Below are 23,588 nucleotides of genomic sequence, written 5' to 3'. Positions count from 1 at the left end.
GGCGCTCGCCGGCCGGGTCTTATTCGCGCTCGGGGTTATGGGCGCCCATATGATCGGCCGGGTATTTCTCGAATACCTGGCCGATGAAGGCCTGTGCGGCCTGAGTGCCGAGCTCCTTGACCAGCAGGTCGATTCCGATGATGGCCAGCTCCTCCGGGCTTCCGGGGCTGTAGGAGCTTTGTCCTTGAGGCCACTTGGCTTTGATGTCGGCTTGGAGGGTCACGGTACTCATGGGCGGGGCTCACGGGGCTGAAATGCTGGGCAGTGCGCTGGAGCGCGGTTCTAACCGGGGCAGTTAACCATTTTTGCGTGGCGTTTGGCAGTGCTACTTAGGCATGAGACGTTTCGGGATGAGGCCGTTGCTGTGCGACACTGTTGCCCCATTCAATTGCCGGGGACACCAGGTGCAGATCGATTTGAGCAACCCCGAGAACCTCACGCTGGGAGCCGTGCGCCAATTGCTCGCGAGTGCCAGTGACTACGAGCACACCCAGTTGCGGGTGACCAAGGGCGGTATCGCGTTTATTTCCTCCGGGAAGTCCGTGGGCGGTGTGGACATCGACGGCCTGCTGTTTCGCCTAGAGACCTGGGCCAAAGGTTCGGGTTATGTCGGTAACGTCGCGGCCAGCGATGAAGTCTGGGTCACGCAGATTTTCAATGCGCTCCAGCAGAACTGGCCAAAGCCACCGTTTGACTACATCGACATGTATTGAATTCGTTCATATCTGGTGACGATTGATCAAGCGAATGCTCGCCGTGAGTCAGGCAGACTTGCCCTTCGGCGATTTACGTCTTGAAACCAAACCGCCAGATCGCTGTCGCACGATCTCTGTCCATTTTTTAAATAGGAGGCTTCATGCCTTGGAAGCTCGCATCATTCGGTACTTTGTTGGCAGCACTCGCGTTGGCGGGTTGCAGCACCCCGGGTGCCCCTGAGCCAGGTAAAGATGCCGCCGTTGCCGATGCAGGTCACACTCGCTGCGAATCGAAAGCCGCCGAATTCGCCATCGGTCAGAAAGCCTCGCCTCAATTGCTGGAGCAGGCGCGTACCCGTGCCGGCGCGCAGAACGCACGCATCCTCAAGCCTAACGACATGATCACCCTGGAATACCGCTCCGACCGCCTGAACCTGAACACCGACGACAACCTGGTGATTACACGGGTCAACTGCGGCTGACAGCCTCGCGGCTTTTGCAATGCCCATAAAAAACCCCGTCACATGGACGGGGTTTTTTTAGCTCAGCGGAGAATTACTCGCCGCGAACCTGTGCAGCTTGCATACCCTTTTGGCCTTTCTCAGCCACGAAGGAAACGGTTTGGCCTTCTTTCAGGCTTTTGAAACCGTCGCTTTCGATAGCTTTGAAGTGTACGAACAGGTCGTCACCGCCACCTTGAGGAGTGATGAAGCCGAAGCCTTTTTCATCGTTGAACCATTTAACGGTGCCGGTTTGGCGATTAGACATGGTGTATCTCCAAGAAACATATATTTTCAGTAGTGCTGTGCTGCTCAGGCCAACTGGGCACACCGGGGTATCATAGTCGAAATGTTCGGCTTGTAAGCCCCCCCAAGGCATTGTTTGCTAATCAATAGCGTTGCGTTTAGTGCCTTGGTCGGCTGAAAGCCCCGATATACGGGGCTTTGCTGCGAAATATCAGCTGTTAAAAAAAGCCGTAAAAGCTGCGTAATTTGTGCGAAATGGCATTTTTGAGGCTGTTTTTTCAGCCAAATGGCCGTCTGATCAGTGGTCGTTCTTACCTTTTCTTCACGACTTTGCAGGACGAAATAGCGGTGACCGCTTTGGTTTTCAGTGCCTGGCTGGCTTTCGGGTTGGTCATCAGTTCCTTGATTTCAGCAGTGCTCAATTCGGCATTGAGCTTGTCCGCGCCACATTCGCAATGGTCTTTGGCGGTTTTGGCATCAACGCTCTGCTGGGCTGATGAACTGCAATCTGCGATAAAGCTGTCGCGCGCACCGGCTGGCCAGTTCGACGGGGCGGCAGCCTGCGCGCCAAAGGAAAGGAGGGTCAGGGAAGCGGCGAGAGCGAGGGTCGAGGTAAAGCGCATCATGAAGTGCTCCTTTGATTCGTGGACAAACAGCGATTCTCAGCGGGTTTGAGGGCTTTCGTACAGCCCAAGTTCACTTTTGCAGGCATCAAGCGCGGGAATTTATGTTTCATCAAGCGGGGCAGGCGCGATGACCGTTCATCTGTGCTAGCATCACTCGCTTGGCTATTTCCAGGCGCGCCCATTGCCGCCTTGCCATGTTTTCTTTGAGTTCACTCCAGTCACTCTGGTTCGATTATCGGTTGGCCGAAAGGCTCCTGCCGCTGTAAGGCAGGCGTTCATTATTGAACGGCCTGGTGTTGGATCTTGTACTGGCTCATCCCAACCCACGTGACCTTTGGTAGGGGTCACCACTAGGAGAGGAGGCGCCATGCCAACTATTACTCTTCCCGACGGCAGTCAACGTTCATTCGATCATTCGGTTTCCGTAGCCGAGGTCGCCGCATCCATTGGTGCAGGTCTTGCCAAGGCCACCGTGGCCGGCAAGGTCGACGGCAAGCTGGTGGATGCCAGCGACCTGATCACCAGCGACGCCAGCCTGCAAATCATCACGCCCAAGGACCAAGAGGGGCTGGAGATCATTCGCCACTCTTGCGCCCACCTGATTGGCCATGCGGTCAAGCAGCTGTACCCAACAGCAAAAATGGTGATTGGCCCCGTCATTGACGAAGGCTTCTATTACGATATCGCCTATGAGCGTCCTTTCACTCCGGACGACCTGGCTGCTATCGAAGCGCGCATGCACGCGCTGATCGAAAAAGATTACGACGTGATCAAGAAGGTAACGCCGCGCGCCGAAGTGATCGACGTGTTCACCGCCCGTGGCGAAGACTACAAGCTGCGTCTGGTGGAAGACATGCCGGACGAACAGGCCATGGGCCTGTATTACCACGAAGAATATGTCGACATGTGCCGTGGCCCGCACGTGCCGAACACGCGCTTCCTCAAGTCGTTCAAGCTGACCAAGCTGTCCGGTGCCTACTGGCGCGGCGACGCGAAGAACGAGCAATTGCAGCGGATCTACGGCACGGCCTGGGCTGACAAGAAGCAGCTGGCAGCCTACATCCAGCGCATCGAAGAAGCTGAAAAGCGCGACCACCGCAAGATCGGCAAGCGCCTGAACCTGTTCCACCTCCAGGAAGAAGCGCCGGGCATGGTGTTCTGGCACCCGAACGGCTGGACCCTGTACCAGGTGCTCGAGCAGTACATGCGCAAGGTTCAGCGCGACAACGGCTACCTGGAGATCAAGACGCCTCAGGTTGTTGACCGCAGCCTGTGGGAGAAATCCGGGCACTGGGCCAACTACGCCGACAACATGTTCACCACTCAGTCGGAAAACCGCGACTACGCCATCAAGCCGATGAACTGCCCATGCCACGTGCAGGTGTTCAACCAAGGCCTGAAGAGCTACCGCGAGTTGCCGATGCGCCTGGCCGAGTTCGGTGCCTGCCACCGTAACGAACCATCGGGTGCACTGCACGGCATCATGCGTGTGCGTGGCTTCACACAGGATGATGCCCACATCTTCTGCACCGAAGAGCAGATGCAGGCTGAATCCGCCGCGTTCATCAAGCTGACCATGGACGTTTATCGCGATTTCGGCTTTACCGAAGTCGAAATGAAGCTGTCCACTCGTCCGGAAAAACGCGTCGGTTCCGATGAGCTGTGGGATCGCGCCGAATCAGCATTGGCCGCTGCGCTTGACAGTGCGGGGCTTGCGTACGATCTGCAGCCGGGTGAGGGCGCCTTCTACGGTCCGAAGATCGAGTTCTCGCTGAAAGATTGCCTTGGTCGCGTCTGGCAGTGTGGTACCCTGCAGCTCGATTTTAACCTGCCGATCCGTTTGGGAGCCGAATACGTCTCCGAAGATAACAGCCGTAAGCACCCGGTTATGCTGCACCGGGCGATCCTCGGCTCGTTCGAACGGTTCGTCGGTATCCTGATCGAGCACTACGAGGGTGCATTCCCTGCGTGGCTGGCTCCGACCCAGGCAGTGATCATGAATATCACTGATAAACAGGCCGATTTTGCCGCAGAAGTTGAAAAAACTCTCAACGAAAGCGGATTTCGTGCCAAGTCCGACTTGAGAAATGAAAAGATCGGCTTTAAAATCCGCGAGCATACTTTGCTCAAGGTTCCCTATCTTTTGGTTATCGGAGATCGGGAAGTCGAGATGCAGACTGTCGCTGTGCGTACTCGTGAAGGTGCTGACCTGGGCTCGATGCCCGTCGCCCAGTTCGCTGAGTTCCTCGCGCAAGCGGTTTCCCGGCGTGGTCGCCCAGATTCGGAGTAATTATTATTAAGCGTGAAATGAGACAAGATAAACGAGCTGCACCGAAAGCCCCGATCAACGAGAATATCTCGGCACGCGAGGTTCGGTTAATTGGCGCTGACGGCGAGCAGATTGGCATCGTCTCGATTGATGAAGCGCTTCGTATTGCTGAAGAGTCCAAATTGGACCTGGTGGAAATCTCCGCCGATGCAATCCCACCTGTTTGCCGGGTGATGGACTACGGCAAATCGATCTTCGAGAAGAAGAAACAGGTTGCCGCAGCGAAGAAGAACCAGAAGCAGATTCAAGTAAAAGAAATCAAGTTTCGTCCAGGGACGGAGGAAGGGGATTACCAGGTAAAACTGCGCAACCTGGTACGTTTCCTGAGTGATGGGGACAGGGCCAAGGTATCCTTGCGATTCCGCGGCCGTGAGATGGCCCACCAGGAGCTGGGGATGGAACTCCTCAAGCGGGTTGAAGCTGACCTGCTCGAGTACGGTTCGGTCGAACAGCATCCTAAGATGGAAGGACGCCAGCTTATTATGGTCATCGCCCCGAAAAAGAAGAAGTAATCAACAGGGCACGGCAGGCCTTCTGATTATGTTTATCAACTGAATGCGGAGTACCGAACATGCCAAAGATGAAAACTAAAAGTGGTGCTGCTAAGCGGTTTCTGAAAACTGCTAACGGTATCAAGCACAAGCACGCTTTCAAGAGCCACATTCTGACCAAAATGTCGACCAAGCGTAAGCGTCAACTGCGCGGTAGCAGCTTGCTGCATCCGTCTGACGTGGCAAAAGTCGAGCGCATGCTGCGCCTTCGTTAATTTTAGTCAAGAATAGAGGAATAACTCATGGCTCGTGTAAAGCGTGGCGTCATTGCCCGTAAACGTCACAAAAAAATTCTGAAACTTGCTAAAGGCTACTACGGCGCGCGTTCACGCGTATTCCGTGTTGCCAAGCAAGCGGTAATCAAGGCTGGCCAATACGCCTACCGCGACCGTCGTCAGAAAAAACGTCAGTTCCGCGCTCTGTGGATCGCTCGTATCAACGCTGGTGCACGTGTTAACGGTCTGTCCTACAGCCGTTTCATCGCTGGCCTGAAAAAAGCGTCCATCGAAATCGACCGTAAGGTTCTGGCTGAACTGGCCGTGAACGAAAAAGCGGTGTTTGCTGCGATTGTCGAGAAAGCTAAAGCCACCTTGGCTTAAGTACCCCCGACAGTCACCCTGGGTTGCTCCTGTAGCCCAGGGTGGTAAACGTCATAAATAGGGGAAGAGCCTTCAAGCTCTTCCCCTATTTTGTATCTGGAGTCTGTACATGGAAAACCTGGACGCGCTCGTTGCCCAAGCTCTTGAGGCTGTGCAAAGCGCTGAAGATGTAAATGCCCTGGAGCAAATCCGGGTTCACTACCTTGGCAAAAAAGGTGAATTGACTCAGGTGATGAAGACCCTGGGGAATTTGCCGGCTGAAGAGCGTCCGCAAGTCGGTGCGCTGATCAACGTCGCCAAGGAGCGTGTCACAGAGGTGCTGAATGCGCGCAAGGCGTCGCTCGAGGAGGCCGATCTTGCGGCCAAGCTCGCCGCCGAGTCCATTGATGTAACCTTGCCTGGCCGTGGCCAGGCCTCGGGCGGCCTGCATCCGATCACCCGGACTCTGGAACGTATCGAGCAGTTCTTTACCCACATCGGCTACGGCATTGCCGAAGGCCCTGAGGTTGAAGACGACTATCACAACTTCGAGGCGCTCAACATCCCAGGCCATCACCCGGCCCGGTCGATGCACGACACCTTCTATTTCAACGCGAACATGCTGTTGCGCACCCATACCTCGCCGGTACAGGTCCGCACCATGGAAGCGAACAAGCCGCCGATCCGCATCGTCTGCCCAGGCCGTGTGTACCGCAGCGACTCGGATATCACCCACTCGCCGATGTTCCACCAGGTCGAAGGCCTGCTGGTCGATCGCGACATCAATTTCGCCGACCTCAAAGGCACCATCGAAGAGTTCCTGCGGGTGTTCTTCGAGAAGGAGCTGGCGGTGCGTTTCCGTCCATCGTTCTTCCCGTTCACCGAGCCATCCGCTGAAGTCGACATGGAATGCGTGATGTGCAGCGGCAAAGGCTGCCGCGTCTGCAAGCAGACCGGCTGGCTGGAAGTGATGGGCTGCGGCATGGTTCATCCTAATGTGCTGCGCATGTCCGGGATCGACCCGGAAGAGTTCTCGGGCTTTGCCTTCGGCATGGGCGTTGAGCGTCTGGCCATGCTGCGTTACGGCGTGAACGACTTGCGTCTGTTCTTCGACAACGACTTGCGGTTCCTCGCGCAATTTCGCTAGTCGTAACGAATCTTTAGGAGAGCAGGATGAAATTCAGTGAACAATGGCTGCGTGGCTGGGTAAGCCCGCAGGTAGATCGCGACGAGCTGGTTGCTCGTCTGTCGATGGCCGGCCTTGAGGTCGATAGCGTGACGCCGGCCGCCGGTGTTTTCACCGGCGTGGTAGTGGGCGAGGTGCTGAGCACCGAGCAGCACCCCGATGCCGACAAATTGCGTGTGTGCCAGGTCAGTAACGGCACGGAAACCTTCCAGGTCGTGTGCGGAGCGCCCAATGTGCGCCCGGGCCTGAAGATCCCGTTTGCCATGATCGGCGCCGAACTGCCGGGCGACTTCAAGATCAAGAAAGCCAAGCTGCGTGGCGTTGAGTCCAACGGCATGCTGTGCTCCCAGGCTGAACTGCAGGTCGGCGAAGGCAATGATGGCCTGATGGAACTGCCGGCCGACGCGCCAGTGGGTCAGGACATTCGCGTTTACCTGGAGCTGGAAGACGCCAGCATTGAGGTCGACCTGACCCCGAACCGGGGTGACTGCCTGTCCCTCGCCGGTCTGGCCCGTGAAGTGGGCGCGCTGTACAACGTCCCGGTCACTCGCCCAGTGGTGGCCGCAGTCGCTGCAGTCCACGACGAAGTGCGCCCTGTCGACGTACTGGCGCCAAACGCCTGCCCACGCTATCTCGGTCGTGTGATCCGCAACGTCGACCTGTCCAAGCCAACCCCGCTATGGATGGTCGAGCGCCTGCGTCGCGCCGACGTGCGCAGCATCGATGCCGCCGTGGACATCACCAACTACGTGATGCTGGAGCTGGGCCAACCGCTGCACGCCTTCGATCTTGCCGAAATCAATGGCGGCATCCGCGTGCGCATGGCCGAAGAAGGCGAGAAACTGGTATTGCTCGATGGCCAGGAAGTCAGCCTGCGCGCCGATACCCTGGTGATTGCCGACCATTCCCGCGCCCTGGCGATTGCCGGTGTGATGGGTGGCGAGCACAGCGGCGTGTCCGCAACCACCCGCGATATTTTCCTTGAGAGCGCATTCTTCGACCAGATCGCCATCGCTGGCAAGGCCCGTTCCTACGGCCTGCACACCGATGCCTCGCACCGCTACGAGCGTGGCGTGGACTGGAAACTGGCCCGTGAAGCCATGGAACGCGCCACTGGCCTGCTGCTGGAAATCACTGGTGGCGAAGCCGGGCCGATCACTGAAACCGTCAACGAGCAGTTCCTGCCGTCGATTGCGCCGATTACCCTGCGAGCCAAGAGCGTCGAGCAAATGCTTGGCCTGGTGATTGAGCCTGCGCAAATCGAGCAACTGCTGTCCGCACTCGGCCTGGGTATTTCCGCCGGTGGGGAAGGGCAGTGGCACGTTGAAGTGCCAAGCCATCGCTTCGACATTAGCCTGGAAGTTGACCTGATCGAAGAACTGGCCCGCCTGTACGGCTACAACCGCCTGCCGGTTCGTTACCCGCAAGCGCGCCTGGCACCGCAACCCAAGGCCGAAGCGCGTGCGCACCTGCCAGAGTTGCGTCGCCTGCTTGTTGCCCGTGGCTACCAGGAAGCGGTGACTTATAGCTTCATCGATCCAAAGCAATTTGAGCTGTTCAACCCAGGTGTTGAGCCGTTGCTGCTGGCCAACCCGATCTCCAATGACATGGCTGCCATGCGTTCGTCGCTGTGGCCGGGTCTGGTCAAGGCACTGTCCCATAACCTGAACCGTCAGCAAGACCGCGTGCGCATGTTCGAAAGCGGCCTGCGTTTTGTCGGCCAACTCGACGGCCTCAAGCAAGAGCCGATGCTGGCGGGTGTTGTCTGCGGTAGCCGCCTGCCGGAAGGCTGGGCACAAGGCCGCGACACCGTGGACTTCTTCGACGTTAAAGCCGATGTGGAAGCAGTATTGGGCTTTGCTGGCGCACTGAATGACTTCACCTTCGTGCCTGGCAGCCACCCGGCGCTGCACCCAGGCCAGACTGCACGTATCGAGCGCGAAGGGCGTTTGGTGGGCTTCGTCGGCGCCATCCACCCTGAGCTGTCGAAAACCTTGGGTCTGGACCGTCCGGTGTTCGTTTTTGAGCTGGTCCTAGCTGAAGTTGCGTCGGGCAAGATGCCTAAATTCAGCGAGTTGTCGCGCTTCCCTGAAGTGCGTCGTGACCTCGCGCTGATCGCCGACCGTGAAGTGGCCGCCACTGCCGTTTTGGACGTAATCCGTGAAAATGCAGGGGAATGGCTGACAGACCTCAGGCTATTTGACGTCTATCAGGGTAAAGGCATTGATCCGCATAGAAAAAGCCTCGCAGTTGGCTTGACCTGGCAGCATCCATCGCGCACTCTTAATGACGATGAGGTGAATACCACGACACAAAATATCCTCACCTCGCTCGAACAAAGGTTGAACGCCACGTTAAGGAAGTGACGTATGGGGGCTTTGACGAAAGCTGAGATGGCGGAACGTCTGTACGAAGAGTTGGGTCTGAACAAACGCGAAGCCAAGGAATTGGTCGAGCTGTTCTTTGAAGAAATTCGGCACGCTCTGGAAGACAACGAGCAGGTCAAATTGTCCGGTTTCGGCAATTTTGACCTGCGGGACAAACGCCAGCGGCCTGGCCGCAATCCAAAAACGGGAGAAGAAATCCCGATCACGGCTCGCCGTGTGGTCACCTTTCGTCCAGGGCAGAAGTTGAAGGCCCGAGTTGAGGCTTATGCTGGAACCAAGTCATAACGACGAGCTACCCGTCATCCCAGGCAAACGCTACTTCACCATTGGTGAAGTCAGCGAGCTTTGTGCGGTCAAACCGCACGTGCTGCGCTATTGGGAGCAGGAGTTTCCTCAACTCAACCCCGTCAAACGCACCGGGAACCGTCGGTATTATCAGCGCCAGGATGTGCTGATGATCCGACAGATCCGTGCGTTGCTGTACGACCAGGGGTTCACCATCAGCGGCGCGCGCCAGCGTATGTCCGGTGATGAAGCCAAAGACGACACCACCCAATACAAGCAAATGATCCGCCAGATGATCTCCGAACTCGAAGATGTGCTGGTGGTTCTGAAGAAGTGATACAAGCTTTTAAAATACTTCCACATTTCAAAAGCTTGCGGTATATTCCGGATCGCTTCGTTGCGAAGCAAACCCAGTAACACGCCTAGTCGGGGCGTAGCGCAGTCCGGTAGCGCACTAGCATGGGGTGCTAGGGGTCGAGTGTTCGAATCACTCCGTCCCGACCATATTTTTCAATGACTTGGCCGAACTCTAACCAGTTCGGCTTTTTCATGTCTGCGAAAACCCCTACCGCGCCGTGGGCTGTTGTGGGCCCTGCCTCCCCTCCGTGACCTTTCCCGGCCACTGCAGCCCTGGCGCCATTTGATCTAGGAGTTGGATCAAATGGTGGGCGTACCGATGAACACAGCAGTTCAGCCGCACGCTTCAGACGACTCCATGTTCGGGGCGGATGGCGCCTCTGCTGGATATCCGGCTCGCATCGAATTCCGATGCTGTGCGTTGTCGCTGGAATTTCAATCACACCTACTGGGGCTGTCGACCTCGCCGGTGTCATCCCTGTTGATTACGCAGGCGAACAAATGAGTTGAAGCAAGTTGTTCAATCCCGGGGCTGTGTACGAAATATCCCAATTCTTTAATTCATGGGCTTTTTCTATGGATTTTTTTTGGAAAATCTATTATTCGGTCAAGTTCATACGGTAGGTCTGCGAATGACCCGTTACGCACTGAGACGGTGCCGGTAGTGCCAGTGCGTCCAATTTAGTCAGGCGCAGTTCCGTGTTGGCAGAAGACCGGCTTGTGCGCTTGAAGCCCAGGAGACCGCGGGTCAACGGTGCATGCGGATTACACAGAAGGTATTCATGGAGGAAGAATGTTCAACGAGTGGAGCCAAAAAACGATTCCGGTGATGAGGGAAATCCTCACCTCAATTAGGCAGCCGTCCATCACTGAGGCCCTCGCGCGGTTCTCCGCTGACATCGGTGCCCCACGTATCCGTCTGATGCCGAATCCGCTCGTCGTTGGTGGCTAAGTATCTCTCCCATTCAATCAGGCTGCCGGCAAATGTTCGATGGGTGGTCGAGAGGCTGTATTGCGCGATGGTCCACTTTTTCTTTTAGCCTGATCGGATGCGTCGGTTTGGCATTTCCACACATGGCGGGCCTGGCTTTCGTGGGGCGGTGGGTTAATTCCGGCTGCGCGGTTTGCAGCGCCTGCAGCAAACAACGCGTCGCCTAGCGGTCGTTGTCTCACAGTGTGCGGTAGTACCGCAGCACTCGCATTTCTTCGCGTGTCAGCCGCAGTGCGCCCTGCTAACCAATACGGTTTAGCCCCCAAACCGCATGTCTTTTTTCATTCCCCAGTACATTTCCGATCACGCTGTCGGCAATACAGTTGCGGGCTGTAAGACACTGCCTGTTACGGTATTAGAAGGTCCTGAGTGATGGCAAGCGTCCGACGCGCATCCTCATAAGTATCTGATTCAATATTCAGGACTGAGCCGTTTGATGCGGCGTTGGCGCGTCTTGCCGATAAAACGCCAGGGGCTTCACCTGCGTCTGCACATAACTGTTCGCAACAGTGGTTGGTGAGCTGACCATGACCAGAACATTCAAGCGGTGATCTTTCAAGTCGACTGAACCTGACAGGCACTGCGCCGTGAAGCCTGAACCTCCTGCTGCCGTCAGGCTAACCGATTGCAATGCCAGCCCGCTGGCTCGGGCATTGATGTCGGTGAAGCCGGACACTTCGGCCTCGCCTGTATCGACTGACAGCGTGCCGCTGACATAGCCAAACGCAGGGTGCTGGCAGGCCTGTACACGCAGGTTCAAGCGGCTTCCATCAGCGGCTGCCCAGGTACCGCTTAGGGGATCTTCAATGTCTGGCCCCGATGTGGGGGCTGTAAGCGGTGGATTTTCCGGTTCGTGGGCAACTCGGTGGTACTGCAACTTGTCGACGTAGGTCCCTGGGTCAGCAAGCCCTGGGAAGTCACTGGAGGCGACCAACAAGTGCGACAGTGTCAGCCTGTCCTCATTTTTAACCCGCAGCATTTGTCCGCTGAGCCCAGAAGACCAGTTCCAGCTGGGATCAGAGGGTTCATCACCCAAGGAGTGCCATTCGATGGCCAATGCTATCGGAAGGCCTTGTTCTGTGTGGGCACCAGGCGGCGTTTGATAGCCGGCCACGGCATATTTGCCTGTCGAACCCGTCGAGGATTGGTAGGTGCCGCAGATCCGATTCCCTTCAACCGTCAGCGTCATGACCGAACCATAGTCATTCTGCCAGGTGCCGGCGACCGACATCGGTCGCAAAGGCGCTTCGGCCTTGTCCGCGGCGCTGAAGATGAGCTTTCCGTGGGTAAGTGGTCTCGGTGCCGTTTCGAACGGTTGCGAGGACGAACGTGTGATGAGCTGCGGGCCGCCCGGGCGATTGAAGAGCCACACGCCAGCAGGCGCCAATGAGTAGGCCCCCGGACGACATTGGACCACGCGGTACTCATAGACGGTGTAGCAGTGCTCCATCACCAATGAACCCACCAGTACCAGGTCCGCCAGTCCGAGTGGCTCAAATTGAGGCAGGGTTTTGCCTTTGCTGGGGCCTTCTTCAATCAATACGTTGTAGAGGTTGGCCCCGAGCGTAATCTCGCCATCGGCAAAGCCAAGGACCACGTCAGGGGAGCCACCTTGAGCGATGCGCGCCAGGGTCTGGCGCATCAGCCGGTCGTCTCCCTTGAACCGAGAGGAACCGGAATCCAGGGCAAAGCTCAGGTCTTTGGACAACACCTCGCCGCCGACAGCGTAGGAAGTGAGTGGCGTAGACCAGATGTACTCCACGCCAGCGACCTGGGTGTATAGCGACCAGGGCAGAAATAGATGCGGGCCTTTGGTCTTGGTGGCATCAACGCCGCCCAACTGACAGCTGCCGCACCGTGATACGGCATCCCAATCGAAGGCGATGAAAGGGTGTGCTGGATCAACCTTGCCGGTGTTCATCAATTCCTGGAACACGAACGAACTCCGGCCGTCGACATAGGCGCTGCTGCTGGGCAAGCCAATGCCGCCGTCCCAATCCAATTGGCGAAACTGTGCACCGTCATAGTCCGCCGCCAGTAGAAGCTGGGTGGGCAACGTCGTCTGGTTGACGTGCAGCACGTCCGCGCCCGACTCGACTTGCATGGTTCCCCATGGGCCAAAGCTGTAGGGCCGTTACAGGCAGTCGGTGAGGGTGAAGCTGCTGGACGCTTGATAGTCAAACCGGCCTGCGCTGTAGTGTTGGCACCGATCTGATGCGCAGAGGCTGGAGGTAACCCAGGTGATGTTGGTGCCCGTGTCCAGCGAGAGCTTTAAGGGTTGCCCCGGGGTACCGACATGCAGGGTTGAGTACCAGGGTGTGGCCCCGTTGTTCTGGTAGGGGCCACGTTGCATGGCGAGGGGCATTCCCTCCACCCGATGTTCATTGTTCATGGTGAATTCCGTTTCTGATAAGCGTGATCGACGCTGATGTAGAGAGGCTGTGGAAGCGACCGGTGAGGGTCGCAGCCAGAGGCGCTCCGCTATTCAACCGCAGTCACTGGCGGGCTTATGTCGGTGACGGCCGAGCGCCCTTGTGTGAAAGCGCGATGAGCTGCACGTCAATCCAGCGTCTTGCCTTCGGTTTCGGGAATGAACAGCGTCAGCACCACGGTGACCAGCATGAAGGCGTTGATGAAGGTGGTAGTGATGTTGAACGATGCGCCATAAGCCACCAGCGCACCGATCAAGGAGGGCGCCAGGATGTTGGCAATGCGCTGGGCCAGAATCGCCCAGGCGTAGCCGATGGTGCGTAGCTGGGTGGGGTACAGCTCGGCGATCCAGGTGCCCCAAACACCCCAGGCACCCAGGCTGAAGAAGGCCAGCGCAAAGTTGCTCAGGTACAGCATCTCCAGCGTTTGTGAGTTGGCAAAACCATAGCCGGCGATCACCGAGGCGCTGATAAAACCGACGACGATCTTCTTGCGGCCATAGCGATGGGTCAACCATGACGCGGCCATGTAACCGGGGATCATGCACAGGGCTGACAGCGCGATGAACCCATAGCTCTGCGGCAGGGTCAGGCCGCGTTGTTGCAGCAACGTCGGCAGCCAGGTTTGCAGGCCCCAATAGCCCCAGGAAAACGTGAAGTTGACCAGGATTTGCAAGGTGCTGATTTTCAATAGCGCCGGGGCGAACAGTTCCCGTTGCCGGCCACGGCTGACGGGGTCCACCTGGAGCTGGCAGTCCTGTGGTACCTGCACGGCACCTCGGCTCAGGCGGGCGAGCACCGCGCGTGCCTGCGTCTGGCGCCCGACACTGGCCAGCCAGTACGGCGACTCCGGCACCCAGCGCGCCACCACCAGCGCCCATAGGCCGCCGAGGGAACTCACCGCAATGACCGTGCGCCAGCCATAGGGCATCAGCCACACCGTAGCTCCCAGCGCCAGGAGCATGCCGATGGGCCAACCCGACGCCAGGTACACCGTCAAGGCGCCCCGCTGGCGCACTGGCAACAACTCCTGGTAGTGGGCGAAGGTGACCACCATCATGCCCACAGCCGCCACGCCGGACAGCAGCCGCAACACGTATAGGGTGGTGTAGTCTGGCGCGAAGGCGCTGGCCAGCGAGATCACGCCGTAACTGGCCAGGCTCCAGATCACCGCGCCTTTGCGCCCGATACGTTCTGCCAGCTTGCCCCAGATCAACGAGCCCAGCAGCATGCCGATGAACATGGCGCCAATCAGGTGGCCCACGGCTAAAGCATCCAGCGCAAAGTCCTGGGCGATCAGCGGCGCGGTGTAGACAATGATCATCATCTCCCACGCCTCGATGGCGAAGACAAAGAACAACGCGAGGCAACACTTGAGGTGCTCGCGGGTCAAGGGCACATCGTGGAAAACATCGCCCACTTGCCGGGTGGAACGTGCTTGGTGCTCGGGCATTGCAATGGCTTCGCTCATGAGGGGGAGGTCCCTGTGAGGGAGATGGCCGCTCGGCCATCTCAAGGTTGAGGGGCTAGGCGTCCACGCGATTGCCGATGGGCACAGGGCCCTGGAACAGGCCAAAGGTTTTTATTTCGCTTTCCGGCGGCGGCTCGCAGCTGCCAACGCGACTGGGAGACCAGCCGAAGCGTTGCTTCATGCCAGCCAGGGCTTCGGCCATTTTGAACGCGGCCACCACGGGGTCGATGACCGGCACGCCCACCTCACGCTGCACCTGCTCAAAGAAGCCGAACTCAATGGTGCAGCCCAGAATAATGGCTTCGGCGCCGTCTTCTTCGACGGCCTGGAAGGCTTGTTCAATGATGCGGCGCCGGGTAAGGGCGGGGTCTTTTTGAAACTCATCGACCCCCATTCCCAACGCGCGCATCGACGCGAGCCGATCCCCTGCGCCGTAGCCACGTACTCGCTCGCGCATCTGCTCCATCCATTTGTCACGCCCGACAATAATCGAGTAGCGGTTGGCCAGTTGTGCGGCCACCTGCAGGCTCGCCTGGCAGGGGGCGACGACCAGGCAGTTACCGGAAATTTCCCGCGCGTCTTCCAGGGCAGGATCGTAGAAGCAGCCGATCACCAAGGCATCAATGTTTTGCTGGGCGCAATCGCGGGCGATGCGCACGGTGCGTTCATAGGTCAGTGCCTCATAGGTCCGGTATTCCAGGTGTGTCGGACTGGGCGTCATGTCAAAGGACACCACTTCAACATGGGTCGACGGTTGTTTGATGCTGTGCAGTAAATCGGCGATCGGCGCATCAAAGGTGGGGCAGCCAATCGGATTGAGCCAGCGTACCGAAACCGGTACATCGTGGGACTGGAGGGGAGGGGTTGTTGCCGTATCCATGCGGGATGTCCTCAAATGAAAGGGGTTGCCAGGGCTAGAAAAACTTCACCAGCGCCATGGTCAGTTCAGTGGAGCGCGGCAGGTTGGCGCTGTGGTAGTAGTCGACATTTATATTGGCGGACAGGTAGAGCTCTTGTTGGGCAAACCCGGTGTAGGTCATGGAGGGGCCGATCTTTCCCACCCGTGATGATGCAAAGCTGGAGGCCGCACGGTTGTTGACGTGGTAGACGTGGTGCAGGCCCAGCCACAGGTCGTCGCGCACCAGGTAGCCTGCGGCGATGTCGGCGAACCAGTAGCTGATGCCGCCACGTAATTGGCGCGGGTCGCCGTCACCCAGGTCGGTGGCGTTGCGATTGCGTGCGGCGTAATGCACGCCGACGGGAGTGAAGGTGGCGGCGAATTTGCCCTGCCGCCAATAGTTGGCCACGCTGAAACTGACCGCGTAACGGTTGGCAAAGGCACCGTGGCCGGCGACATCGTTGTTGCCGTTGGGGAACTCGACCATCAGTGTCGGGTTGACCCAGAACGTGGTGTAGTCCGCCGCACCGTAGGCGCTGGTGGGTTCGAGCACGTTGTAGTAGTAGGCGAAACCGAGATTGGGAGAGGCAACGCCCCACGGGCTGGTGTTCTTCGCCCCTTGGGTGCTGGCATAACCGGGCACGGCGCCGACCCAGAACTGCAATTGATCGCGGGTGGTGTCGGTAAAGCCGGTTTCGGAAAAGTACGCCAGCACCGTATTGCCCCCGGCGCGTACAGTGCCGTCGACGTTGCGGTTGAACACGGGAAAGGTTTCCAAGGCCCAGCGCCCGGGTAACCCAGGTTGTCCAAAGCCAATGAACTGTTCAGCGTGGGCCGAAGGGCTGTTGCCCAATGCCAGAGCCAGTGAAACCACAGCGCCTAAGCGCGATAACGGCTGTTGCAACATGACGGTTCCCTCTTTTTGTTGTAGGTGAACGCATGGGAAGGTCGCCGCTTGGCGGCCGGTTGAATCAGGGCATGACGCCGTACACGGCGTAGGCGGTTGGCTCGTCGAGGTAGCCGTTTTTCAGGTCTTCGCGCACGGCGGCGGGGTCGCGTGCCGCCGGTGGTCCGTAGCCCCCGCCGGCTCCGGTGCGCACGCGCACCAGGTCGCCCGCGTTCAGAGGGACACCGCTGGCCATGGCGTAGCGTTCCGGCGGCTGCTCACCGCGCAGGACTTCAACGTAGTTGGGCGTGCCGTCCAGCCCCCCTTGCAGGCCCCACGGCCGCACAACCGAGCGGGTGTAGCCGCAGGTCAGGAAGCTGCCGTCGGCCCGCACGCGGTAGTCAATGCAAATGCCGCGACCGCCGCGGAACTGCCCGTGCCCGCCTGGTTCGTCGTTCAACGCCATGCGCTCCACGTACAGGCCATAGCGGGCCTCGCACACCTCAACCGGGCAGTTATAGGTTTCGCCATGCAGCCCGGAGTAGACCGCGTTGTTGCCATCGCGCCCAGGCTCAGCGCCCCAGCCACCGATCTCGGGTTCCACCAGGGTAAAGACGCGATCGGTGTCCGGGTGCCGACCGCCGATGATGGTGGCGCAGACCGAGGCGAAGTTGCCGGCGGGCAGGTGGTTGGGGAACTGCTGCGCCAGGCAGCGCAGGATCAGGTCATGCACGCGGATCAGGTTCTCGAAATAGAAGCCTTCAGCCGCCGGCGACTGGGCATCGAACAGCGAACCGGGACGCGTCAGCACGGTGAGCGGACGAAAGGTGCCGCCGTTGGTGATGCCCTGCGGTGCCGTCAGCGCCTTGAAGGCCATCTGCGCCGCCACTACGGTTCCGTCCCGGCTCAGGTTGGTCGGCCCTGCGCACTGGTCGGGGTTGTCGCGCAGGTCGATGGTCAGCGTGTGGTCATCGATCTGCACGGTAACCTTGAAGACGCTGCCATCGTCCTGCGGTTCCTCCAGAAACAGGCAGGCGTTGGGGAGCTCCGTCAGGGCCTTGCGCGAAACCTTTTCGCCCAAGTCCATGAAGTCCTGCATGGCCAGCAGGAACAGGTCCGTGCCGTATTTGGCGGTCAGCTCACGCAGGCGCAGGGCCCCGCCCCGCACCGCAGCCACACCCGCCCACAGGTCGCCCTCCATGAAGTCCGGCATGCGTGTATTCGCACGCAGGATCTGCAACACGGAGCGGATCGGTTGGCCGCGGCTGATCAGTTTGACCGAGCACAGGCGTAGACCTTCCTGGAAGATATCGGTGGCCTGGGTCGACAGTGATCCAGGCACCATGCCGCCGACATCGTTCCAATGCGCAATGTTGGCGGTCCAGGCCACACGCCGCCCTTCGGCAAATACTGGCATGGCCAGTACCACATCATTGAGGTGGGTCACGGCACCGCTGTGAGGGTCGTTGCAAATGAAGACATCGCCGTCTTGGATATCGTCGGGGCCGGTGTGTTGGAGCAGGATCTGTTTGACCGCCTTGTCCAGCACGCCGACAAAGGCCGGGATGCCGGCTCCGGAACTGGCGATGTCACCGTTGGCGTCAGTGATGCCGGTGCCCATGTCCAGCACCTCATAGATCACCGGGCTCATTGCCGCTTTGCGCATGGCGGCGAACATCTCGTCGGCAATGGCTTGCAGCGAGTTCTGGATAATGTCGCGGGTGAAGATGTCGAGTGTATGCATGGTGATAATCCCTTCAGCCGTTGAGCGTGATGTGCAGGTTGCCGAGGCGGTCCACGAGCACGTGGTTGTGCGGGTGGACTACGACGGTGGTGCCGGCGTCTTCAACCACGGCAGGGCCGTCAAAGCACATCTGCGGCTCCAGCAGGGCGTAGTCATAAATGGCCGCTTCGTGGATGCCCTCAGTGGCGTAATCGACGAGGCGTTGGCCTTTGCGGGCGGCGTCAATCGTGCGCCCGGTGATGGGCAGGGCCTGGGGGATCAACTTGTCGATTTGGGCGACAGCGACCAGATGGAAACCGACAATCTCCAGCGGCGCCTCGAGGCGGTAGGTGTAGTGCTGCTCGTAGAGCGTGTGGAAGCGCGTTGCGATGTGCTCCCAGTCAGTGTCCAATCGTTCATCAAGGCCCAGCGGTACTTCCACCGAATGCTCCTGGTTCTGGTAACGCAACTTGCAATGCACCTGAAGTTCGACCTGTTCCGGGGGCACCGCCTCGGCCGTGAACTGCTCACGGGCGCTGGCCGTCAGCTCGTCCAGGAACCCTTGGGTTTGCACGAGGGCCTGTGACTGCGTAGCGTCAACAAAGCGATTGATGAACAAGTCACGACGCAGATCCGAAAGCGTCATGCCCCAGGCCGAGAACACCGAGGCCCCACGGGGGACGATGACCTTTTTGACGCCCAGTTCCCGGGCCAGGGCCACCGCATGCAGCGCACCTCCGCCGCCAAAGACCATTAAGGTCAGCTCGCGTGGGTCGTGGCCACGGCTCAATGACACCAGCTTCAAGGCGTTGACCATATTATTGTTGGCCAGGCGTATCACGCCGCGTGCGATCTCATCGGCAGGCAGTTGCAGGCGTTCGCTCAGCGTGTTGAAACCCTGGGCGACAGCCTTGAGGTCGGCGCTCACTTCGCCACCGCAGAAGTACTGCGCATTGATGCGGCCCAGCGCCAGATTGGCGTCGGTGGTGGTGATGTCGCTGCCGCCATGGCCATAGGCGGCCGGGCCGGGCACTGCACCGGCGGACTGGGGGCCTACGTGCAGTTTGTCGAAGGCATCGACCCAGGCGATGGAACCGCCGCCATTGCCTATTTCCACCAGGTCCACCACCGGAACCATGATCGGGTAGCCGGCGTTGATTCGGTCGCGTTCGATCCAATAGTCCGTCTTGATCGCAACCTGGCCGTTGCGGATCAGCGCGCATTTGGCCGTGGTGCCGCCGATGTCCAGCCCTAGCAGGTTGGGCTCGTCGATCAACCGGCCTAGCTCGGCCGCTGCCCAGAACCCACTGGCCGGCCCCGATTCGACCATGGTGATGGGGATATCGCGGGCATGGGCCACGCTGTCGACACCGCAATTGGACTGCATGATGTACAGCGGCGCCTGATAGCCCTCGCTGCGCAGGCCGGCTTCCAGCTCATCAAGGTAGCGCGCGGCGATCGGTTGCACATAGGCCGAGAGGGCCGTGGTGCTGGAGCGCTCGTATTCGCGCCATTCGCGGGTGATCTGGTGCGAGGCAACCACCGAGACCTCGGGCCATAAGCGTTTTACCTCGTTCAGCACCGCTTGTTCGTGGTTGGGATTGGCATAGGCATGCAGCAGGCAGATGGCGATGGCTTGAACACCATTGGCGCGCAAGCCCTCAATCATGGCCGGCAGTTCATCCAGCGCCAACGGCTCGCGTTCGCGCCCATCGGTGCACAGGCGTCCGGCAATTTCCAGGCGCAGGTAGCGCGGAACAAACGGTGCGGGCTTGACCCACTTCAAGTTGAAATAGTCGGGCCGGTTAGCGCGTGCGATTTCCAGGATGTCGCGAAAACCCCGGGTGGTAATCAGGGCGGTTTTGACCCCACGGCGTTCGGTCAAGGCGTTGATGACCACCGTGGTGCCGTGGGCGAGAAAGTCGACCTCCGACAGGGTGACCCGAGCCTTTCGGATCACGTTCAGAATGCCCTGGGCAAAGTTCGGTGGAGTGGTATCCACCTTGGCGGTACGGATCGTCTGCTCACCAGTGACGGGGTCGTTCTCGAAATACACCAAGTCGGTGAAGGTGCCCCCCACATCGGTCGCGACGCGCACAGTCTTGCGGTTTGATTGCACAGTGCATCTCCTGAAGTTTGTTGTTCTTGTCAGGCACAGGAGATGACCACCGTCGCGACCATCCTCCGCGGATGGTCACAATGCTAGGCAGTGCAGGGGGCGAGTTACCATGGGTGGGGCGGGTAGGGGACGAGCGATTGCCCGTTGCACCTACCCGGTTGGGTAGGTTGGCGGCTTAGAGCGAGGCGTCGAGATAGCCTTGGCGCAGTGCCGCGCTGATTGCGGCTGTGCGGTTGTCCACCCCCAGCTTGGCGAACAGGTGCTTGAGGTGAAACTTCACGGTGTTTTCCGAGATGTCCAATGCGAGCGCGATCGCTTTGTTGGATTGACCGTGGGAGAGCAGGCTCAGTACCTGGCGTTCTTTTTCACTCAACACGCTGTGTGCGGGCATTGGATGCGCCCGCCAGCCACGCAACCGCTTGATCACCGAGGTGAGCATGGGCGGCGGCGCCGGATAATCCAACAACGCCGGCAGCAGGCAAGGCCCCACTTCCAGAAGCAACCCTGACAGGCCATATTGGATGATCGGGGCCAGGGCCTGTGCGGTGTCCTCGGCATCCAGTGTTCGCACCTTGCTGCTGGCGGCCAAGGCCATCAACCTCAGGCGCCAGGCCGGCAGCAGCAGCCCTTTTGTCTCTAGCTCCGTCGCGGCACGTCGCAAGCGGGTCAGCGCCGCAGCCGAAAACCCGCTCTGCAACTGCATACGGGCCAACGCCAGCGTGGCGGCCTCTTGACTACGCCAGTCTCTGGCATCGTTAGCGGTGCGTTCAAGATCCATCTGCAAGAGCGCCTGGCGGGCTGTTGGCAGTTGGCCACCTTGCACCCACGCATCGATACGCCAGGCCTGCACCAGCCCCGATAGACGTGGCCAGTGGCGGGCATCGGCCAATTGTTCCACACGGTTCAGTTCCAATAGCGCCGCGTGCAGGCCATGGCTACGCAACCGCGTACGCCAGGTGACTTCAGCCGTTACGGCGACAATATCCAGCCAGCCGTCGGCATGCTCCAGCGCGGCCCAGCCGTCCTCGAGCCAAGGGCTGGTCTGCGCCCATTCACCCTGCCAATACAGATGCCTGGCCTTGAAACAGCCCACCAGTGCCCGCAACGAACTTTCCTGGCCGAATTGCTGGGTGGCAAAGGTCAGGGCCTGCTCCAGTAACACGCCGGCGTTGTCGATGCGTCCAGCGAGCGCCAGGGCTTGCGCTTCGTGAATACGGCAATAGTTTTCGCCGCGTGGGCTGGCAATGACGCGCATTTTGACGTGCGCATCTCTGATCGTGCGCAGGCTCGCTTCCAGTTCGCCGCGCGTCAGGGCCGCCAGGGCCAGCACGCATTCCAGGGTGGCTTGCGCAAGTGTCTGGTCGAGTGGGGATGGGCTGGTGTGGACGGTCAGGGATTCGGTATCAAGACAGTCCAGGTGGTCCTGATAGGCCGCGGCGAGGGTTTGGATGACGTGGAAGTCACGGGCCAGCCGTGCGTCGCCTGCGACCTTGCTGCTGGCGCGTTGCAACAATTGCGTCGAAAGCGCGTGATCGCCTAGCTTGGCGTGTAGATAAGCCTGGAGCAGCAGGAGGTCGGGGTGGCTGCTGCATGTGGCGGCATCGAACTGCTGCAGCAAACTTTGGGCATAACGGATGCCTTGGTGCAGCACCAGCTCCCAACCCCCCGCGCTGACCACCAGGCTCACCGCCAAAGGGATGTCGTCAGCCTTGAGCGCATGGTGAACAGCCTGGCTCCAATCCCTCTGGCCCGCGAGCCAGTGTGCCGCCGCACGATGAATAGCCTGGCGCTGCTGGCCGTTGACACGCAGTCGCAGGAAGTCACGCAGAAGGGTGTGGTAGCGGAACCATTGGCGCTCCGGATCCAACGGAATCAGCAAGGCGTCCAGGTGGGCCAGTTGTCGCAGCTGTTCGGCACTGTCATGACGACCACACACCACGTCTGCCAGGTCGGCATTGAAGCGTTGCAGCAGACACGTCTGTAGCAGCAGTGCTTGGCAGTCATCGGACAGGCGGTTGAATATGTGTGTGGTGAGGTAGTTGGCGACATCCGCCACACCACCGGAGAAGGCGGTCAAACCGTAAATCGAAGCATCGTTACTCGTACGCCATAAACGGGCCAGTTGCACCGCCACGGCCCACCCTTCGGTGGCCTTGTGTATCTGGCACAAGGCAGTGGCGTCCAGATCAGCGCCAAGAATGTCGCGGGCTTCCTCAAGGGAAAGGGTCAACGCCTGCGCACAGACTTCGTGTACCCAGCCCTTGGCTTTCCAACGTGACAGGGGCCACTCTGGATGTGTGCGGCTGGCCACCACCCAGTGCAGCCAGGGCGCCGCGTGCTCCAGCAAATGGCTCAAAATGGCGTTTATTTCGGGGCTGGCAGCGAGATGGTAGTCATCCAGAAACAGGGTGACTACACGGTTCTCTCGGGCAAGGGCCTGCAACAGTGCGTTGAGTGTGCGTTGGGGCTGCACGTCCATCGCCTGTGACGCCGCAAGGTGTGGCAAGTGCTCCAGTTCAACGCCAGCCTGGTCCAGGGCCAGGATCAGGTACGCCAGAAAGCGATTGGGTTCGACATCCGCCTCATCCAACGACAGCCAGGCCGATACCGTATCGGGCACTTGTTGCCGCAGGGCTGCATGCCATTGCATCAGCAAGGTGGTTTTGCCGTAGCCGGCCGGAGCCGTCAACAGCGTCAGTGGGACAAGCGCGTTCTCCCTCAGGGAAGCCAACAGCGCTTCTCGCGCAACAGACGTCGGCAACACCTGCGGCGGCGTTAGCTTGCCCATCCAGTACCCTGCATTAGATGAACGGGAGGGGAGCTTTTGATTCATGGTGAGTGTCACCGGCGAAGAGGTTTTGGCGTTGTTGTAACAGCAAACCCGGGGAGGTGTTGGTTAACTGTGTTACAGCTTTTGCATACAGTGACGGCGTCTTTGTCGTAGACCTTCGCGGGCGGGCGTCAGCATGGCCGGGCGTATAAGTGATCTCTGCGGGAACTGATATTTCGCTGGCCGCCACAATCATGGAGGACTGTCCAAAGTGTCCAGTTGCGGTGCGATCAAGGTAAAACTGAAAAAGGAGAAAGAGTTTATGCCGTCGGATCAAGCCTTGAACTGGGGGATTGGTCAAAGGCTCGCGCCGTACGTTTGACTGATGTAAGTCAGTACCCTCGTTGGCAAGGCCAAAACGAGTGGCCTGAGGGCGGCCACTATGAATGGAAGTGCAATGTGCGTAGCGAGCAGGACGCGACGGTGGTTCGCTGGCAGAGTGGCGACAACACATCGTTCTCAATCAGACGCTGACTCAAGTGTCGAAAACATCGGCATTCG

At 59.3% G+C, this 23,588-nt stretch carries 23 protein-coding genes and 1 tRNA gene; 13 read left to right on the top strand and 11 right to left on the bottom strand.

What is annotated here, in order from left to right; genetic code table 11:
- Positions 1-19 precede the first annotated feature (19 nt).
- A complete protein-coding gene (locus ACTD9P_RS05650; RefSeq protein ID WP_017138774.1) occupies positions 20-232 on the bottom strand; it encodes a hypothetical protein in 213 nt (70 codons plus the stop codon).
- Between the two features lie 172 nt (positions 233-404).
- Between ACTD9P_RS05650 and ACTD9P_RS05645 the strand changes: the two genes are divergently transcribed.
- Together ACTD9P_RS05645 and ACTD9P_RS05640 are read left to right on the top strand one after the other, a co-directional pair.
- The gene (locus ACTD9P_RS05645; RefSeq protein WP_438866991.1) at positions 405-713 is read left to right on the top strand and encodes a hypothetical protein; all 309 of its coding nucleotides are present in this window, start codon (positions 405-407) and stop codon (positions 711-713) included.
- A gap of 143 nt (positions 714-856) precedes the next feature.
- The gene (locus tag ACTD9P_RS05640) at positions 857-1,177 is read left to right on the top strand and encodes an I78 family peptidase inhibitor (protein ID WP_017138776.1); all 321 of its coding nucleotides are present in this window, start codon (positions 857-859) and stop codon (positions 1,175-1,177) included.
- A 73-nt stretch (positions 1,178-1,250) separates the two neighbouring features.
- Here the strand turns inward: ACTD9P_RS05640 and ACTD9P_RS05635 are convergent, their stop codons facing one another.
- The gene (locus ACTD9P_RS05635) at positions 1,251-1,463 is read right to left on the bottom strand and encodes a cold-shock protein (protein ID WP_003234260.1); all 213 of its coding nucleotides are present in this window, start codon (positions 1,461-1,463) and stop codon (positions 1,251-1,253) included.
- 289 nt (positions 1,464-1,752) lie between these two features.
- Positions 1,753-2,067, bottom strand: a complete 315-nt coding sequence (locus ACTD9P_RS05630) for a hypothetical protein (protein ID WP_438866990.1) — start codon at positions 2,065-2,067, stop codon at positions 1,753-1,755.
- Positions 2,068-2,434: 367 nt separating this feature from the next.
- On the opposite strand from ACTD9P_RS05630, the gene thrS reads away from it, so the two are divergent.
- From thrS to ACTD9P_RS05580, 10 genes are all read left to right on the top strand, one after another.
- Positions 2,435-4,357, top strand: a complete 1,923-nt coding sequence (gene thrS, locus ACTD9P_RS05625) for a threonine--tRNA ligase (RefSeq protein ID WP_219268829.1) — start codon at positions 2,435-2,437, stop codon at positions 4,355-4,357.
- Complete coding sequence (gene infC, locus ACTD9P_RS05620; RefSeq protein ID WP_015884933.1) at positions 4,357-4,908, top strand: translation initiation factor IF-3; 552 nt, start codon at positions 4,357-4,359, stop codon at positions 4,906-4,908. The genes thrS and infC overlap by 1 nt, the downstream gene beginning before the upstream one ends.
- A gap of 59 nt (positions 4,909-4,967) precedes the next feature.
- Entirely contained in the window at positions 4,968-5,162 is a 195-nt protein-coding gene (gene rpmI / locus ACTD9P_RS05615) for a 50S ribosomal protein L35 (protein WP_002553160.1), read from the top strand.
- 27 nt (positions 5,163-5,189) lie between these two features.
- A complete protein-coding gene (gene rplT, locus ACTD9P_RS05610) occupies positions 5,190-5,546 on the top strand; it encodes a 50S ribosomal protein L20 (RefSeq protein ID WP_003174975.1) in 357 nt (118 codons plus the stop codon).
- Positions 5,547-5,655: 109 nt separating this feature from the next.
- Complete coding sequence (gene pheS, locus ACTD9P_RS05605; RefSeq protein WP_003192486.1) at positions 5,656-6,672, top strand: phenylalanine--tRNA ligase subunit alpha; 1,017 nt, start codon at positions 5,656-5,658, stop codon at positions 6,670-6,672.
- Positions 6,673-6,698: 26 nt separating this feature from the next.
- Positions 6,699-9,077, top strand: a complete 2,379-nt coding sequence (gene pheT, locus ACTD9P_RS05600) for a phenylalanine--tRNA ligase subunit beta (RefSeq protein ID WP_438866989.1) — start codon at positions 6,699-6,701, stop codon at positions 9,075-9,077.
- A 3-nt stretch (positions 9,078-9,080) separates the two neighbouring features.
- Positions 9,081-9,383 carry an integration host factor subunit alpha gene (gene ihfA, locus ACTD9P_RS05595; protein WP_002553164.1) on the top strand — a complete coding sequence of 101 codons (303 nt, stop codon included), beginning with the start codon at positions 9,081-9,083 and terminating at the stop codon, positions 9,381-9,383.
- Positions 9,364-9,720, top strand: coding sequence for a MerR family transcriptional regulator (locus tag ACTD9P_RS05590; protein WP_003219935.1), 357 nt, complete (start codon positions 9,364-9,366; stop codon positions 9,718-9,720). The genes ihfA and ACTD9P_RS05590 overlap by 20 nt, the downstream gene beginning before the upstream one ends.
- 90 nt (positions 9,721-9,810) lie before the next feature.
- A tRNA-Pro gene (locus tag ACTD9P_RS05585) sits at positions 9,811-9,887 on the top strand.
- Positions 9,888-10,533: 646 nt separating this feature from the next.
- Positions 10,534-10,692 (top strand): hypothetical protein, encoded by a 159-nt coding sequence (locus ACTD9P_RS05580; RefSeq protein ID WP_438866988.1) that lies wholly within the window; start codon positions 10,534-10,536, stop codon positions 10,690-10,692.
- A 457-nt stretch (positions 10,693-11,149) separates the two neighbouring features.
- Here ACTD9P_RS05580 and ACTD9P_RS05575 read toward each other — a convergent pair whose 3' ends face one another.
- The 8 genes from ACTD9P_RS05575 to ACTD9P_RS05540 form a co-directional block, all read right to left on the bottom strand.
- Positions 11,150-12,835, bottom strand: coding sequence for an avidin/streptavidin family protein (locus tag ACTD9P_RS05575; RefSeq protein ID WP_438866987.1), 1,686 nt, complete (start codon positions 12,833-12,835; stop codon positions 11,150-11,152).
- A 30-nt stretch (positions 12,836-12,865) separates the two neighbouring features.
- A complete protein-coding gene (locus ACTD9P_RS05570; protein ID WP_438866986.1) occupies positions 12,866-13,123 on the bottom strand; it encodes a pepsin-like aspartyl protease in 258 nt (85 codons plus the stop codon).
- Between the two features lie 167 nt (positions 13,124-13,290).
- Positions 13,291-14,631 (bottom strand): MFS transporter, encoded by a 1,341-nt coding sequence (locus tag ACTD9P_RS05565; RefSeq protein ID WP_438866985.1) that lies wholly within the window; start codon positions 14,629-14,631, stop codon positions 13,291-13,293.
- Positions 14,632-14,686: 55 nt separating this feature from the next.
- Positions 14,687-15,511, bottom strand: coding sequence for an aspartate/glutamate racemase family protein (locus ACTD9P_RS05560; RefSeq protein WP_438866984.1), 825 nt, complete (start codon positions 15,509-15,511; stop codon positions 14,687-14,689).
- 34 nt (positions 15,512-15,545) lie between these two features.
- The gene (locus ACTD9P_RS05555) at positions 15,546-16,436 is read right to left on the bottom strand and encodes a hypothetical protein (protein ID WP_438866983.1); all 891 of its coding nucleotides are present in this window, start codon (positions 16,434-16,436) and stop codon (positions 15,546-15,548) included.
- Positions 16,437-16,500: 64 nt separating this feature from the next.
- A complete protein-coding gene (locus ACTD9P_RS05550; RefSeq protein ID WP_438866982.1) occupies positions 16,501-18,159 on the bottom strand; it encodes a hydantoinase B/oxoprolinase family protein in 1,659 nt (552 codons plus the stop codon).
- A 13-nt stretch (positions 18,160-18,172) separates the two neighbouring features.
- Positions 18,173-20,257 (bottom strand): hydantoinase/oxoprolinase family protein, encoded by a 2,085-nt coding sequence (locus tag ACTD9P_RS05545; RefSeq protein WP_438866981.1) that lies wholly within the window; start codon positions 20,255-20,257, stop codon positions 18,173-18,175.
- A gap of 175 nt (positions 20,258-20,432) precedes the next feature.
- Positions 20,433-23,045 (bottom strand): winged helix-turn-helix domain-containing protein, encoded by a 2,613-nt coding sequence (locus ACTD9P_RS05540; protein WP_438866980.1) that lies wholly within the window; start codon positions 23,043-23,045, stop codon positions 20,433-20,435.
- A 261-nt stretch (positions 23,046-23,306) separates the two neighbouring features.
- Here ACTD9P_RS05540 and ACTD9P_RS05535 point away from each other — a divergent pair, with 261 nt between their 5' ends.
- Positions 23,307-23,561, top strand: coding sequence for a carbohydrate-binding module family 20 domain-containing protein (locus ACTD9P_RS05535; RefSeq protein WP_438866979.1), 255 nt, complete (start codon positions 23,307-23,309; stop codon positions 23,559-23,561).
- The last annotated feature ends 27 nt before the right edge of the window (positions 23,562-23,588 follow it).

Origin of the sequence: Pseudomonas onubensis, from assembly GCF_965653655.1 — a bacterium.
GTDB lineage: Bacteria > Pseudomonadota > Gammaproteobacteria > Pseudomonadales > Pseudomonadaceae > Aquipseudomonas.
Note: the sequence above shows the minus strand (reverse complement) of the source record. Positions and strands in the feature narration are given on the sequence as shown.

What these genes read in the sequence shown, in the direction of transcription:
- ACTD9P_RS05565 (WP_438866985.1), bottom strand. Translation starts at nt 14,631, where the DNA reads ATGAGCGAAGCCATTGCAATGCCCGAGCACCAAGCACGTTCCACCCGG.
- ACTD9P_RS05635 (WP_003234260.1), bottom strand. Translation starts at nt 1,463, where the DNA reads ATGTCTAATCGCCAAACCGGCACCGTTAAATGGTTCAACGATGAAAAA.
- ACTD9P_RS05580 (WP_438866988.1), top strand. Translation starts at nt 10,534, where the DNA reads ATGTTCAACGAGTGGAGCCAAAAAACGATTCCGGTGATGAGGGAAATC.
- rplT (WP_003174975.1), top strand. Translation starts at nt 5,190, where the DNA reads ATGGCTCGTGTAAAGCGTGGCGTCATTGCCCGTAAACGTCACAAAAAA.
- ihfA (WP_002553164.1), top strand. Translation starts at nt 9,081, where the DNA reads ATGGGGGCTTTGACGAAAGCTGAGATGGCGGAACGTCTGTACGAAGAG.
- ACTD9P_RS05555 (WP_438866983.1), bottom strand. Translation starts at nt 16,436, where the DNA reads ATGTTGCAACAGCCGTTATCGCGCTTAGGCGCTGTGGTTTCACTGGCT.
- ACTD9P_RS05630 (WP_438866990.1), bottom strand. Translation starts at nt 2,067, where the DNA reads ATGATGCGCTTTACCTCGACCCTCGCTCTCGCCGCTTCCCTGACCCTC.
- thrS (WP_219268829.1), top strand. Translation starts at nt 2,435, where the DNA reads ATGCCAACTATTACTCTTCCCGACGGCAGTCAACGTTCATTCGATCAT.
- ACTD9P_RS05640 (WP_017138776.1), top strand. Translation starts at nt 857, where the DNA reads ATGCCTTGGAAGCTCGCATCATTCGGTACTTTGTTGGCAGCACTCGCG.
- ACTD9P_RS05560 (WP_438866984.1), bottom strand. Translation starts at nt 15,511, where the DNA reads ATGGATACGGCAACAACCCCTCCCCTCCAGTCCCACGATGTACCGGTT.
- ACTD9P_RS05590 (WP_003219935.1), top strand. Translation starts at nt 9,364, where the DNA reads ATGCTGGAACCAAGTCATAACGACGAGCTACCCGTCATCCCAGGCAAA.
- ACTD9P_RS05575 (WP_438866987.1), bottom strand. Translation starts at nt 12,835, where the DNA reads ATGCAAGTCGAGTCGGGCGCGGACGTGCTGCACGTCAACCAGACGACG.
- ACTD9P_RS05540 (WP_438866980.1), bottom strand. Translation starts at nt 23,045, where the DNA reads ATGGGCAAGCTAACGCCGCCGCAGGTGTTGCCGACGTCTGTTGCGCGA.
- ACTD9P_RS05570 (WP_438866986.1), bottom strand. Translation starts at nt 13,123, where the DNA reads ATGAACAATGAACATCGGGTGGAGGGAATGCCCCTCGCCATGCAACGT.
- pheS (WP_003192486.1), top strand. Translation starts at nt 5,656, where the DNA reads ATGGAAAACCTGGACGCGCTCGTTGCCCAAGCTCTTGAGGCTGTGCAA.
- ACTD9P_RS05650 (WP_017138774.1), bottom strand. Translation starts at nt 232, where the DNA reads ATGAGTACCGTGACCCTCCAAGCCGACATCAAAGCCAAGTGGCCTCAA.
- ACTD9P_RS05550 (WP_438866982.1), bottom strand. Translation starts at nt 18,159, where the DNA reads ATGCATACACTCGACATCTTCACCCGCGACATTATCCAGAACTCGCTG.
- rpmI (WP_002553160.1), top strand. Translation starts at nt 4,968, where the DNA reads ATGCCAAAGATGAAAACTAAAAGTGGTGCTGCTAAGCGGTTTCTGAAA.
- pheT (WP_438866989.1), top strand. Translation starts at nt 6,699, where the DNA reads ATGAAATTCAGTGAACAATGGCTGCGTGGCTGGGTAAGCCCGCAGGTA.